The sequence below is a fragment of the Streptomyces sp. CB01881 genome (assembly GCF_002953255.1).
GTDB lineage: Bacteria > Actinomycetota > Actinomycetes > Streptomycetales > Streptomycetaceae > Kitasatospora.
Window position 1 is genome coordinate 8,808,218 of sequence record NZ_CP026498.1, and the last position, 12,942, is coordinate 8,821,159.

Below are 12,942 nucleotides of genomic sequence, written 5' to 3' on the forward strand. Positions count from 1 at the left end.
TCGTCAACTTCGGTGCGTTCGTGGACCTCGGCGGCGTCGACGGTCTGGTTCACGTCTCCGAGCTGTCCTGGAAGCACATCGACCACCCGTCCGAGGTTGTCGAGGTCGGCCAGGAGGTCACCGTCGAGGTTCTCGACGTTGACATGGACCGCGAGCGCGTCTCCCTGTCGCTGAAGGCGACCCAGGAGGACCCGTGGCAGCAGTTCGCCCGTACCCACCAGATCGGCCAGGTCGTTCCGGGTAAGGTCACCAAGCTGGTTCCGTTCGGTGCGTTCGTCCGCGTGGACGAGGGCATCGAGGGTCTGGTCCACATCTCCGAGCTGGCCGAGCGCCACGTCGAGATCCCGGAGCAGGTCGTCCAGGTCGGCGACGAGATCTTCGTCAAGGTCATCGACATCGACCTCGAGCGTCGTCGCATCAGCCTCTCGCTGAAGCAGGCCAACGAGGCCCTCGGTGCCAACCCGGCCGAGGTCGAGTTCGACCCGACCCTGTACGGCATGGCCGCTTCGTACGACGACCAGGGCAACTACATCTACCCGGAGGGCTTCGACCCCGAGGCGAACGACTGGCTGCCCGGCTTCGAGAAGCAGCGTGAGGAGTGGGAGCGCCAGTACGCCGAGGCGCAGGCCCGCTTCGAGCAGCACCAGGCCCAGGTCATCAAGAGCCGTGAGGCCGACGCCGAGGCCGCTGCCGAGGGTGGCGACGCCGTCGCCGCCGCCGCCGGTGGCTCGTACTCCTCCAGCAGCGACGAGGGCTCCGGCGCTCTCGCTTCGGACGAGGCCCTGGCTGCCCTGCGCGAGAAGCTGGCGGGTGGCCAGAGCTGAGGCTCTGACCCTGCTGGTGCTCGGCGCATAGCGTCATAGCGTCACCGATGGACCCCATCCGGTATTCCGGATGGGGTCCATTGTTTTCCCCATTCACTTACTTGTTCCTTATGTGAGGGATTTTTGTGATTAGGGGCTCATCGGATGGCTATGGGCGATTCGGGACCTAGGACCTACCTTGGGATGAGTTGCCCGATGGGTGGCTCCCCCCGGCCCCGCACGCTAGGCACCCCCCGCACATGCGCCGTAGCACCGCAGTGACCTCCCCCGCCCCTTCGTCCGCCGACCCCAAGGTCGACGGGCGCCTTGCCGCCCTCGGCCGGTTCTGCTTCCGGCACCGGCGCTGGGTGCTCGGCTTCTGGGCGGTGGTCCTGGTCATAGGCGTGCTGATCGGCGGCCGGGTCTTCGCCGGCTCGGTGGCCGGCGCCTCCTCGGCCAGCTCCGAGGCGGACCGCGGAAGCGCCGTGGTCACCGCGGCCGACCCGTCCCGGGGCACCGTCACCGCCGTGGTGGACGGGAAACCGGTCGACGACCAGGCCGTACGGGAGGCCGTCACCAAGGCCACCGCCGACATCGCCGCCCTGCCCGGGGTCTCCTCGGCCACCGACGCCTACGGCTCCGGCCCCGCCGGCGCCGCGCTCCGCTCCGCCGACGGCAACGCGAGCCTGGTCTCCGTCCGGATGGCCGACGCCAGCACCGACGCGCAGACCGCCGCCGTCACCCAGCGCCTCGCCGACATCAAGGCCGACGGCGCCCACGTCACCGTCGGCGGCGACCTGGTGCTCCAGGACGAGGTCAAGAAGCAGACCGAGAAGGACACCCGGTTCGGCGAGATCGTCACCCTGCCGCTGACCCTGGTCGTCATGGTGCTGGTCTTCGGCGGCCTCGCCGCCGCCAGCCTGCCGGTGATCGGCGCCGTCGCCTCGGTGGGCGGCGCGCTGCTGGCCATGTTCGGCTTCAGCAAGATCATGGACATCGACACCAGCGTGCTGCCGATCGCCACCGTGCTGGGGCTCGGCCTCTCGATCGACTACGCGCTGCTCATGGTCAACCGCTTCCGGGAGGAACGCGGTCACGGCGCGGGCATCGCCGCCGCCGTCGAACGGACCGCCGCCACCGCGGGCCGCACCGTCGCCTTCTCCGGGCTGACCGTCGCCGTCGCGCTCTCCGGCCTCTTCGTCTTCACCAGCCCCGTCCTGGCCGCGGTCGCCGCCGCCGGCGTGAGCGTCGTGGTGATCGCCGTCGCCGCCGCGCTCACCCTCGTCCCGGCCCTGCTCGGCTTCGCCGGCAGCCGGGTCAAGGCACCCACCGCACCCGTGCCCGACGAGGGCTTCTTCAGCCGCACCGTCCGCCGGGTGCGCAAGCGCGCGGTCCCCGTCGCCCTCGCCTGCGTCGCCCTGCTGATGGCCGCCGGGGCGCCGTTCCTCCACGCCGACATGCGCAGCTCCGGCGCCGCCGTGCTGCCCGCCTCCTCGGCCGGCCGCCAGGTCGCCGACACGGTCGACCAGCGGTTCCCGATGGCCTCGCAGGCCCCGATCACCGTGGTGGTCGAGGGCGGCGCGACCGTCGCCCAGGCGTACGCCGACGACGTGGTGGCCAAGCTTCCCGGCGTCAGCGGGGTCCGCGCGGTCACCCCGGTGAGCGACAAGGTCTCCACCATCGACGTGCTGGTGCACGGCGACCCGCAGGGCGGGCAGGCCAAGAAGGTCGTCGAGGAGCTGCGCGCCGACCGGGGCGGGCTCACCACCCAGGTCACCGGCGGAGCGGCCTCGGTCGTCGACTTCCAGCACGAACTGCTCACCCGGGGGCCGATCGCGCTCGGCCTGGTGGCGCTCGGCACGCTGGTGCTGCTCTTCCTGATGACCGGGTCGGTGGTGATGCCGGTCAAGGCCCTGCTGATGAACCTGCTCTCGCTGGGCGCCTCGCTCGGCGCGCTGACCCTGGTCTTCCAGGACGGCTGGTTCAGCGGCCTGCTCGGCTTCAGCCCCGCCGGCGGGCTGGAGACCTTCATCCCGGTGCTGGTCTTCGCCTTCGCGTTCGGGCTCTCGATGGACTACGAGGTCTTCCTGCTCGCCCGGATCAAGGAGCTGCGCGACAAGGGCCACAGCTGTACGCGGGCCGTGGAGCTGGGGGTGCAGCGCAGCGGGAAGATCATCACCTCGGCGGCGCTGCTGATGGTCATCGTCTTCGCGGGCTTCGCGCTCGGCGACATGCTCATGGTGAAGCAGATGGGCATCGCGCTGGCCGTGGCGGTGGCCGTGGACGCGACGCTGGTCCGCTGCCTGCTCGTCCCCGCCGCGATGAGCCTCTTCGGCGAGTTCAACTGGTGGGCGCCGGCCCCGCTGCGCCGCCTGCACAACCGGTTCGGGCTGAGCGAGCACGTCGACCTGCCGACCATCGCGCCGGCGGTGATCCCCGGCCAGCGCCCGGAGGCCAAGGAGCTCGTGATCACGCCCTGACGCTCAGGGGGTGACCCCCGCGGCCGGCTGCCGGAGGAGGGCGAGGCGGCTGGCGGTGCGGTCGAGGTCGCGTTGCAGGGTGGAGCCGGCGGGGAGGCCGGCCAGTGGGTCGGCGCCGATCAGGACCAGCCGGACGTCGCGGTCGCAGCAGACGTCCACCAGGTTGGCGAAGCGCTGGCGGGCGTCCGGGGAGGCCTCGGTGAGGGGCGGGACGCCGTCGAGGACGAGGGCGGGGAAGCGGTCGGCCAGCGCGAGGTAGTCGGGGACGGCGGTGCGGCCCTCGCACAGTTCGGCGAAGCCGAACCAGACCAGGTCGTCGCGGACGGCCCGGGCCGGCAGCTCGTGGTGGGGCAGGGCCACCGGGCCGGCTTCCTCGGGCCGGGGAGGGGTGAGCCCGGCCGTGGCCTCCTCGCCGGGGTGCAGGCGGGCGCCGAGGGCGAAGCCGTGGGTGCCCTCCGGCCGGGGCTGCCGCCGGAAGTCGACCTGCCCGGAGACGTCGACGACGTCCATCCGCTCCTCGATCAGCCGGATCGTCGGCTCGAAGAGGTGGTGGTACAGCGGGTCGGGCATCAGGCCGGCGGGCGGGTAGTTGGACGTGGTGACGAGGGTGATCCGCCGGTCCAGCAGGGTGCGGAAGAGCCGGGCGACCAGCATCGCGTCGCCCGCGTCATGGGCGTGGAACTCGTCGAAGACCAGGATCCGGCAGTCGCCGAGCAGCTCGTCGACGGCCCGGTCCACCGCGGCGCCGTCGTGGTGGGCGTCGGCGTGGTGGGCGTCGGCGTGGTGGGCGACGCCCTCGTGCAGCCGGCGGAAGAAGTCGTGGAAGTGCAGCCGCCGCTTGCGCGGGGTCGGCAGGCCGTCGAGGAAGGTGTCGACCAGCCAGCTCTTGCCGCGCCCGACCGGGCCCCAGAGGTAGAGGTGGCGCGGCGGGCGCCGCAGCCGCCAGGCCGGGTGGGCCAGCTCGCCGGCGAGCCGGCTGAGCCGCTCGACCGGTGCCTCCTGGGCGGGGTCGAGTGTGAACCCGCGCTGTTCGGCGGCGTGCAGGAAGTGCGCGCGCATCGACTCGTACTGCTTCCCCGCCCTGTCCGTCACGGCTCTGGACCCTAGCAGGGCGTCAGAACATCCATGATCGCGGGGAGTTGCCCTGCCGCCGGGGTGATCAGTGCAGGCGGCGCAGCAGCTCGACGGCCGTGCGCAGGGTCTCCCGCTCCTCCGGTACGAGGCGGGCCTCGATGGCGCCGGCGATCACCGCCTCGCGGCGGGCGCGCTGCTCGTGCAGGGCGGCGCGGCCGGCGTCGGTGGCGGCGACCAGGAGCTTGCGGCCGTCGGTGGGGTGCGGCTGCTGGGTGACCAGCCCGGTCTCGGTGAGCAGGGCGACGGTGCGGGCCATCGACTGGTGCCGGACGCGCTGGTGGGCGGCGAGCTCGGCGACGGTGCAGGCGCGGTCGTCGCGGACCAGCAGGCCGAGGACGCCGGCCTGGTTCTGCGGCAGCTCGTCGCCGGGGCGCAGGGTGCGGACCAGTTCGCCGATGGCGGAGCGCAGGTCGGCGGCGAGTTCGAGGGTTTCGGGGGCCGGGCTGTTCATGGGAGAAGCGTACCGGGATTTTGTCCAGCAAAACTGTGCAGCCTTGCTGTATGTTTTGGTGCATGCGAATCACGAAGTTCGGACACGCCTGCGTACGCCTGGAGCACGGCGGCACCACCGTCGTCGTCGACCCGGGGATGTTCACCGACCCTGCGGCCTTCGCGGGTGCGGACGCCGTCCTGATCACCCACGAGCACTTCGACCACTTCGAGGAGGCCCGGCTCCGTGCCGCCCTGGAGGCCGACCCGGCCCTGCGGGTCTGGACCAACGGTGCGGTGGCCGCCCAGCTGGACGGGGTGGCGCAGCGGGTGACGGTGGTCGGCGAGGGCGACGCCTTCGAGGTGGGCGGGATCGGGGTGAGCGTGCACGGCGAGTGGCACGCGGTGATCCACCCCGACATCCCACTGGTGCAGAACGTCGGCTTCCTCTTCGACGGCCGGCTCTTCCATCCCGGGGACGCGCTGACCGTGCCGCCGCACGCGGTGGAGACGCTGCTGCTGCCGATCGCCGGGCCGTGGACCAAGGTCTCCGAGCTGATCGACTACGTCCGGGAGGCGGGCCCGCGGCAGGCGGTGCCGGTCCACGACGCGGTGCTCAGCCCGGTGGGGCTGGCGGTGCACACCCGCCTGGTCGGCCCGGGCGGGCCGGGGACGGGGGCGGAGCTGACGACCCTGGGCGAGGGCGAGAGCCTGGAGCTGGGCTGACCCCGCCATGAGCGGGGCGGGTCGGCCGGGCTCGGGGGTGGGCCGAAGTCGACGTTCCGCTTCCCGTGCATCTGAAACGATCGGCTGAGGTCCAGCACCCCGGTGCAGAACGTCTCGCCGCCACCAGGGGGGATTGCCGCGCTGGTGATACTCGGTGCGACGACGTCGGCGTCGGAATCCTTGACTGCGGCGGCGGCGCCGTCCGTGCCGTCGCCGGGCGTGCCGTCGGTCTTGGCGAAGTCGAAGGTGTCGTGAGGCGGAAGTCGCCCGGTAGCCTGACGCCATGCTGAAGATCGGACTGACGGGCGGCATCGGCGCCGGCAAGAGTGAGGTGTCGCGGCTGTTCGCCGCCCACGGCGCGGTGCTCGTGGACTCGGACGTGATCGCCCGCGAGGTGGTCGCCCCCGGGACGGACGGGCTGAAAGCCGTGGTGGCCGAGTTCGGCCCGCAGGTGCTCCAGGCCGACGGCTCGCTGGACCGCCCGGCGCTCGGCGCGGTCGTCTTCGCCGACCCCGAGCGGCTCAAGGCGCTGAACGCGATCGTCCACCCGCTCGTCCGGGCCCGCTCCGCCGAGCTGGAGGCGGCGGCCGCCCCGGACGCTGTCGTGGTGCACGACGTCCCGCTGCTGACCGAGAACGGGCTCGCTCCGCTGTTCGACCTGGTGGTCGTCGTCGACGCGTCGGACGAGGTGCGGATCGGCCGGCTGGTCCGGCTGCGCGGCATGGCGGAGGAGGAGGCCCGCGCCCGGATGGCCGCGCAGGCCACCCGGGCCGACCGGCTGGCCCTCGCGGACCTCGTCATCGACAACAGCGGGCCGCTGGAGGAGCTGGCGCCCCGGGTCGCCGAGGTCTGGGAGCAGCTGAAGTCGCGTCGGATGTGAGTGGTTCCGGCCTGTTCAAGGCCGGCTTGAAAGAGGATCATGATCAGGTGGCTGATCATCCTGTTTCCGTACCGCCCGCCGTGGAGCGCATGGCCGACTACACCAAGGCCGACATCGAAGAGATATTCGGTGTCGGCGAGGACCACTTCGGCGTCGCCCACACCGGCTTGAGCTGGCTCCCCAAGGACATCCACTTCGGCATCCGCGACGAGGCCGGCCGCCTGGTGGCCCACACCGGCCTGCTGCGGCTGCCGCTGACGGTGGGCGGCCACGACCTGGACGCGATGGGCGTCGGCGGCGTCGCCGTCGCCCCCGACGTCCGGGGGCGCGGCCTGGCGCGCACGGTGGTCGGCGCGGCCCTGGACCACGCGCGGACGCTCGGCCCGCGGTACGCGCTGCTGTTCTGCCGGCCTCAGGTGGCCGGGCTCTACCGGCGGCTCGGCTTCCGGGAGTTGCTGGGGGACGTCCACGTGGAGCAGCCCGAGGGGCGGGTCGTGGTCATGCCCATCTGCACGATGTGGGCGCCGTTGCACGAGGGTGCCGCTTGGCCCGAGGGGCCGGTGCGGCTGCGCTCGCTCCCCATGTGAGGCCCCGTACGTCCGTGCGGGCCGGACGGGGGCTGGGTGGCAGACGACGTGCTCGTTCCCCTGTTGCTGCCGAGTCGGGCCGTCATTGTTGCCCGGTTCTCCGGGCCGGCTCGCCGGAGCGAACCCCGGCGCCGTGTTGCGGTTCCGTCGCGATCACTGTCCGGCAGGTGTGCGAGCCGCCCCCGCAGTCAAATGTGTAGGTGACAACCACCATGCCAGGGGGGCGCTTTGAGCGAGTCAGACCTCGCCTCGATCATTGTCGGGCTCATGGCGGATGCGGCATCGGGCATCGTGGGGAGCGCGGGCCGGGCGGTGGGCGAGACGGTGGGGGACGTCGTCCGCCGCCGCCTCTCGGCCGAGGCGGACGGCCGGGCCGCTGTGGCGGCCTTCGACGCCGGCCCGCAGGAGCCGGTCGCTCAGGCGGAGCTGACCAGGGTGCTCGTGGAAGTGATGGCCGGCGAGCCGCCGTTCGCCGTCCAGCTCACGGCCCTGATCCCGCCGACGGTTCCGTTGCCCCCATCGATTCCGCCGCAGCCACCGCAGCCGCCGCGGATCGGTCGTGACGGCATCATCATCGACGGCAAGTCCCGCGTTACGGGCAATCTGGCGCTGGGCGACCAGGTGATCCAGAACGTCCGCCAGGGCGATCTCAAGACGGTGCTGGCCCTGGTCGCCGCTCTGGCGTTGGTGGTGGCCGCGGGGTACGGCGGGGTGAGGATATTTGCGGACGGCTCACCCGGCGCCTCCGGAGGCGGGACGGTCAGTGAGTCCGTTGGGGCAGGTGCCGTCGGCGGTGGCTCTCCGGGCGTGGCACCGGGCGGCGCCCCGTCGTCCTCGGCGGCCGGGGCCGCGCCGTCGCCCAGCCGCTCCGGCCCGGAACCGGTCAGGGCCGACCCGCCGGTCCGGTTCAGACGTTCCCCACTCGGTCCGGGCGGCGGGAAGGGAACGGTGGTGCTGGACGGTCCCAACCTGGTCTACGTGGCGGATGGCCGGACACTTCAGTCGGTCGACGGCCACGATGGCCGGGTTCTGGCCCGGATGACCTCTGCGGGGCGCATTCCCGCCCCGTCGCAGGACGACCAGAAGGTGGAGGGGGTGCTGCCCGGGCGCCCGGGAGTGGGCACAGCCGGCGGCAGGCACTTTGCGGTGGCCGCCTTCCCGCTGGTCATCCCTGGGCAGGGGACGGTGTCGGACCACTACGCCGTCGAGGTGGACGTCCTGGACCTCGGGACAGGAGAGGAGGCCGGCCGCGTGCGGCTCGACGACGGGACGATCTCCGCAGGCGCGCCTGCGGTGGTGGGCATTGCCGGTGGCCGGGCCGTGGTCACCGTTCCCGCCCTCTCGGGCCTTCCGAGTACGTACGCGGTCGACCTGGCGTCCGGTGCGGTCGCCTGGAAGCTGGCGAACTTTCAGCCACGGCTGGTCCAGGACGCCACCCTCGTGGGCGTCTCCGCCCTCAACGGCTACTGGGACCCGGGCTTCATGGGCAGCCCGAACGAGGTCAGGGCGGTCGGTGCGGCGGACGGGACCGTGCTGTGGAAGGCGATGACCGAGGCCGAAGGCATCGGTCTGACGGAGTTCGCGGCCGACAAGGTCCTCGCCTACGAGGGGCACCCCGACGGACACGGCACGCACACCCTGCTCTCCACGAGCACCGGTCAGAGCATCCCGATGCAGCTGCTGGACGCGAAGGGGGCGACCATCAACAGCTGCAGGTTCGATGGCCGGGCCACGACGGTGTGTGAGGTGGGGGACTATCAGGGGGGACGATTGATCGCTGTCGATTCCGCCGGGGGCAATGTCCTGTGGCAGCTGGGGTTTCAGGTCCGGGCGGGAGAGCGGGCGGCCCCTTCGGTGACCGGCGCATGGCACGGCGCGGTCTACGGTCTCACCCAGAAGCGTGAACCGGTGGTGCTGGATGCCCGGACCGGGCAGGATCGCGAGACCGCCCCCGGCGCGACCCCCTACCTGGTGGACGAGTACGTCGCCCTGGCGGGCGACGGCCTCTATCTGTCGGCCGGGTGACTCCTGGCGGGTCAGTCCCGGGCCGATGCCGTCAGTCCGGCCGCCGCTGCGTGTTCGACCGCGGCCGTGGCGAGTGCGCGGATGGCGGGGTGGACGCGGGTGCCGTCGCCCGCCAGTTCCGGCTGGAACAGGGTGGCGAGGAAGAACGGGTGACCGGGCAGTTCGAGGACCCGCAGGTCGCCCTCGTCGTCCATGCCGCTGAACCGCAGCCCGTGCTCGCGCAGTCGGTCCAGGTAGACGGAGTTCAGCCCGTACGCGCAGTGGTACCGCTCGACCGTCCGGGTCGTCCCGAGGACGCGCTCGGCGAGCGATCCGGGGGCGATCTCCACCGCGCCCTCGTGCCCGACCAGCGAGCAGCTGAGCGGCACGATCACCAGGTCGTCCTCCCCGGGGTGGCTCTCGCCGTGCGCGGCGCCGCCGATCCCGCAGACGGTGCGCGCGTACTCCAGGACGGCGTGCTGGAAGCCGGCGCAGGTGCCGAGGAACGGGATGCCGTGCTCGCGGGCCGTGCGGACGGCGGCCACCGCGCCCGCCTCGCTGCGGTACGGACTGCCGGGGAGCAGCCAGATCGCGTCGAAGCCGTCGAGGGCGGTGGCCGACCCGGCGTCCTCGGTGGGGATCCAGTAGGCGTCCAGCACGAGCTGGTCGCGGGTGGCGAGCGCGTCGAGCAGCCCGGGGATGCGGGCGTGCGAGCGGACTGCGGGGGAGCGGTCGCCGACCAGGGCGATGCGGGGGGTGCGGTAGGTCATGCGGCTATCCTGACCCCGCGTTGGGCATCAGTGCCAACGATGATTTCTGACCCTTCGATCAGAGGATCTGATAAGCGTGGATCCGCATCAGCTGCGCACCTTCGTCACCGTGGCCCGGCTGGGCTCCTTCTCCGAGGCGGCCCGCGAGCTCGGCTACACCCAGTCCGCCGTCTCCCAGCAGATCGCGGCCCTGGAGGCGGACCTCGGCAGCAGCCTGCTGGTCCGCCGTCCCGTCGGCCCGACGGAGGCGGGCGTGCGGCTGCTGGAGCACGCCGGTCCGCTGCTGCTACGGCTCGACGCGGCGCGCGCCGATGTCGCGCGCCTGGCCGGCACCCCGAGTGCCCGGCTGCTGCTCGGTACCACCGCGCTGGCGGCTGGAGCAACCCTGGGGAACGCGCTCGCCGAGGTGCGCCGGGCGTACCCGCGGATGGACCTCACGGTCCGGGTGGTGGCCCAGGAGACCCTGCCGGCCCTGGTTGCCACCGGCGAGGTGGACCTCGCCCTGATCGACGGCCTCGCCGCCCCCAGCGACCCGCTCCCGCTGCCGGACGTCGGCCCGCTCACCACCGTCGCCGTCGACGAGCAGCCGCTCGCCGTCGCCCTGCCCGCCGGCCACCCGCTGGCCGGCCACCGGGGCGTGTCCCTGGCCGACCTCTCCGCCGCCCGCTGGCTGGATGCCCCCGACATCGCCCCCGCCGCCGCCCGGCTGCGCGCCGCCACCGCCGTCGACGGCTTCCGGCCGGCCGCCCGCTACCGGGGCGCCGACGTGCGCGGACTGCTCGCCCTGGTCGCGGCCGGGCACGGGCTGGCCGTGCTTCCTGCGGCGGCGCTCGACGGTGTGGTGGGCGTCGCCGCGGTGCCCGTCCGGGAGCCGCGGCTGGTCCACCGGACGGAGCTGGTGCACGGCAGCCTGCCCGAGGGGCCGGCGGCGCTGCTGGCGCAGCTGCTGGAGGGGTGACGTTCGGGGGGCCGTGCCGCCCCGTCCGAGTCGTCCGGGCTGCCCGAGCCGTCCGTACTGTCCGAGCTATCCGACGATCTCCGCGCCGGCGCAGCACGGCCCGTCCAGCTCGTAGCAGACGTAGCGGAGGCAGCCGAGGCAGAGCGAGATGTTCTCCAGCCGCCAGGTGGTGCCGTGGCAGGAGCAGGTGGCCCGTTGGCGCAGCATGGCGGACCAGCCCGGCTGGCCGCCTAGGGCGTTGTGGGACTGCCGTACGTACGCGGCCGTCGCCTCGTCCGGCTCCTCGCCGCGACGGGTGGCGGCCAACCGCCAGCAGTAGAGGGCGAAGAACGCCTTCCCGTCCACCAGGTGGGCCGGGCCGTGGTCATGCGCGTCCCAGGCCCGGACGGCCTCGGCAACCCGCTCCGGGAACGGCCTGGCGAGGTCGTGGAGGAGTGGATTGCCGCGCTTGGGGGTGGGGTTGGAGATCCGATCAGCAGTCATGGGGCCCCTTTCGGCGGTCGGCGGTTCACGCTAGGGCATCGCCCGGGGGCGCTGGTCGCCTGGGTCTCGTCACCGAATATGTAGACCGGTCGGTTTCTGTAGACCGGTCGTCATAAGCGGGCCAGGCCGCGGCCTCTGTAGACCGGTCGTCATAAACGGACTGACAGTCATATGTAGACCGGTCTACATTCCGGGCGGCGTGGCGCCCCGGGCCTGCCGCCCGGGGTGCCACGGCTGTTCCGGGGACTTCCGCTCAGGCCGCGGTGGCCTTCCCGGCGGCGACCAGGGCGCGGAGCGAGGTGCGCTGGGCGTAGGCCATCAGCGTGACGGTCAGGGTGGCCATCACGACCGCGAAGGCGACGTGGCCGAGGGTGGAGGTGACTCCGAAGCCGATCGCGCCCAGGGCCACGTGGCTGCCGATGCGCAGGCCGAGCAGGGCCAGGGCGATGTTGCGGGTGCTCTTGCCGCGCCACAGCAGCGCCGCGAGCTTCAGCCGCGGGCGCAGCACGGTGAGGGAGACCGTGATGTTGGCGGCGATCAGTGCGACCAGGGCGGGCCAGGCCGCGGGGAAGGCGTGCAGCAGGTCGAAGGCGCCGGCGATGCCGCCTTCGAAGCCGAAGTACCAGGTGGGGAGACGGAGTTCCGCGACGGTGGGCACCGGCTTGGTGGCCCCGCCGGTAACGGTGGTGGCCTCGTCGGTAACGGTGGTGGTGGCGGTGGCTTCGGTGTCAGTGGCTGCGCTGCTCAAGGTGTCCCCCGGTTCGGTCCTCGTCCGGCCCTCGCCGGTGAGTACGACTATGCCGGTAGGTCAGCCTCCGCCGGAAGGAGCCAACCTCACGTCTGCCGTATGACGACTGTCATATGACGAGGCCACGCCGTCACCGCCCCGGAGGAACGGGAAGTCGTGCTGCGCCCGGCCGCGCCACACGGCGGCCGGTGGTCGCGGCGGCCGAATGAAGGGGGCGGAAGGTCTGAAGGGGCTGCCTTCTGAGGCGCCGTCGATCCGCAGTCGAACGTCGCCCGCCGTCGTGCACGGTGGAACCCGCACCGCCGTCGGGCGGGTCGGGTGGAGCCGGCTGCGGAGCCTGCCAGGCGCTGTGCAACATAACGCCCCGCTCGCGGCGTCTTAGTGATGTCGGGGTTCGTCGGACGGGGGAGGGCGCGACACGCGGGGCGGCACGCGAAGTCACGGATGCACGGGGGTGGAGCGGGTGTCGGCACGCGCCCGCGGGCGGGCGGCGGTCCTCCGGTACGGATTCGTTCGGCCCGTGCCGTCGGCGGGGGGTGTCTCGGTCAATTCCGAGGGCTCCGTATTTCCTCGTGCCATTTTTTGAAAAGTGCACGAAGGGGCTCCAAATGAGCGCCGCTGGGCCCTTGTTGCACGGTCGTGACAGCTCGCGCGAGAAATCGTTCGATTCGTGGGATGACGGGGGCTTAGCATTCCGACATGACCTCGAATACTCCGCCGATATGGAATTCACCCGACAGTGAAGAAGCCCCTCCGGCCCGGAGGTCGCTGCTTCGGCTGGTCCGCCACGGTGGGACCTTCCTGGGCGTGAGCGTGCTCTCCGGTGGGCTGCTGGCCGGCATGGCCCTGCCCGCCGTCGGCGCGCTCGGGCTGACCGCCAAGAGCACGGCGGAGAGCTTCGAGGACATCCCTGACGACTTCAAGACCCCGCCGCGCCGCT

General features: G+C 72.4%; 12 protein-coding genes. 7 read left to right on the forward strand and 5 right to left on the reverse strand.

Annotated elements, in window-relative coordinates:
- Together C2142_RS40480 and C2142_RS28505 are read left to right on the forward strand one after the other, a co-directional pair.
- On the forward strand, positions 1–824 hold an 824-nt coding region (locus tag C2142_RS40480; RefSeq protein ID WP_241002826.1), incomplete at its 5' end, for a S1 RNA-binding domain-containing protein.
- Positions 825–1,063: 239 nt separating this feature from the next.
- Positions 1,064–3,283 carry an MMPL family transporter gene (locus C2142_RS28505; RefSeq protein ID WP_148645596.1) on the forward strand — a complete coding sequence of 740 codons (2,220 nt, stop codon included), beginning with the start codon at positions 1,064–1,066 and terminating at the stop codon, positions 3,281–3,283.
- 3 nt (positions 3,284–3,286) lie between these two features.
- Here C2142_RS28505 and zapE read toward each other — a convergent pair whose 3' ends face one another.
- On the reverse strand, positions 3,287–4,375 hold the full coding sequence (zapE, locus tag C2142_RS28510; protein ID WP_241002827.1) for a cell division protein ZapE: 1,089 nt from the start codon (positions 4,373–4,375) through the stop codon (positions 3,287–3,289).
- Between the two features lie 67 nt (positions 4,376–4,442).
- Complete coding sequence (locus C2142_RS28515) at positions 4,443–4,868, reverse strand: MarR family transcriptional regulator (protein WP_148645597.1); 426 nt, start codon at positions 4,866–4,868, stop codon at positions 4,443–4,445.
- 62 nt (positions 4,869–4,930) lie between these two features.
- Here C2142_RS28515 and C2142_RS28520 point away from each other — a divergent pair, with 62 nt between their 5' ends.
- The 4 genes from C2142_RS28520 (at position 4,931) to C2142_RS28535 (ending at position 9,064) form a co-directional block, all read left to right on the forward strand.
- Positions 4,931–5,572, forward strand: a complete 642-nt coding sequence (locus C2142_RS28520) for an MBL fold metallo-hydrolase (RefSeq protein ID WP_148645598.1) — start codon at positions 4,931–4,933, stop codon at positions 5,570–5,572.
- Between the two features lie 283 nt (positions 5,573–5,855).
- Entirely contained in the window at positions 5,856–6,452 is a 597-nt protein-coding gene (gene coaE, locus C2142_RS28525; protein ID WP_148645599.1) for a dephospho-CoA kinase, read from the forward strand.
- Between the two features lie 89 nt (positions 6,453–6,541).
- Positions 6,542–7,039, forward strand: a complete 498-nt coding sequence (locus tag C2142_RS28530; protein ID WP_148645979.1) for a GNAT family N-acetyltransferase — start codon at positions 6,542–6,544, stop codon at positions 7,037–7,039.
- A gap of 228 nt (positions 7,040–7,267) precedes the next feature.
- Positions 7,268–9,064 carry a PQQ-binding-like beta-propeller repeat protein gene (locus C2142_RS28535; protein WP_208693236.1) on the forward strand — a complete coding sequence of 599 codons (1,797 nt, stop codon included), beginning with the start codon at positions 7,268–7,270 and terminating at the stop codon, positions 9,062–9,064.
- A gap of 11 nt (positions 9,065–9,075) precedes the next feature.
- On the opposite strand, the gene C2142_RS28540 is transcribed toward C2142_RS28535, so the two are convergent.
- Positions 9,076–9,813, reverse strand: a complete 738-nt coding sequence (locus C2142_RS28540) for a hypothetical protein (protein WP_148645601.1) — start codon at positions 9,811–9,813, stop codon at positions 9,076–9,078.
- A 76-nt stretch (positions 9,814–9,889) separates the two neighbouring features.
- Between C2142_RS28540 and C2142_RS28545 the strand changes: the two genes are divergently transcribed.
- Positions 9,890–10,771, forward strand: a complete 882-nt coding sequence (locus C2142_RS28545) for a LysR family transcriptional regulator (protein WP_148645602.1) — start codon at positions 9,890–9,892, stop codon at positions 10,769–10,771.
- A gap of 66 nt (positions 10,772–10,837) precedes the next feature.
- Here C2142_RS28545 and C2142_RS28550 read toward each other — a convergent pair whose 3' ends face one another.
- Positions 10,838–11,254, reverse strand: a complete 417-nt coding sequence (locus C2142_RS28550; protein WP_148645603.1) for a hypothetical protein — start codon at positions 11,252–11,254, stop codon at positions 10,838–10,840.
- Positions 11,255–11,507: 253 nt separating this feature from the next.
- A complete protein-coding gene (locus tag C2142_RS28555) occupies positions 11,508–12,002 on the reverse strand; it encodes a hypothetical protein (RefSeq protein ID WP_206671030.1) in 495 nt (164 codons plus the stop codon).
- Positions 12,003–12,942: the final 940 nt, after the last annotated feature.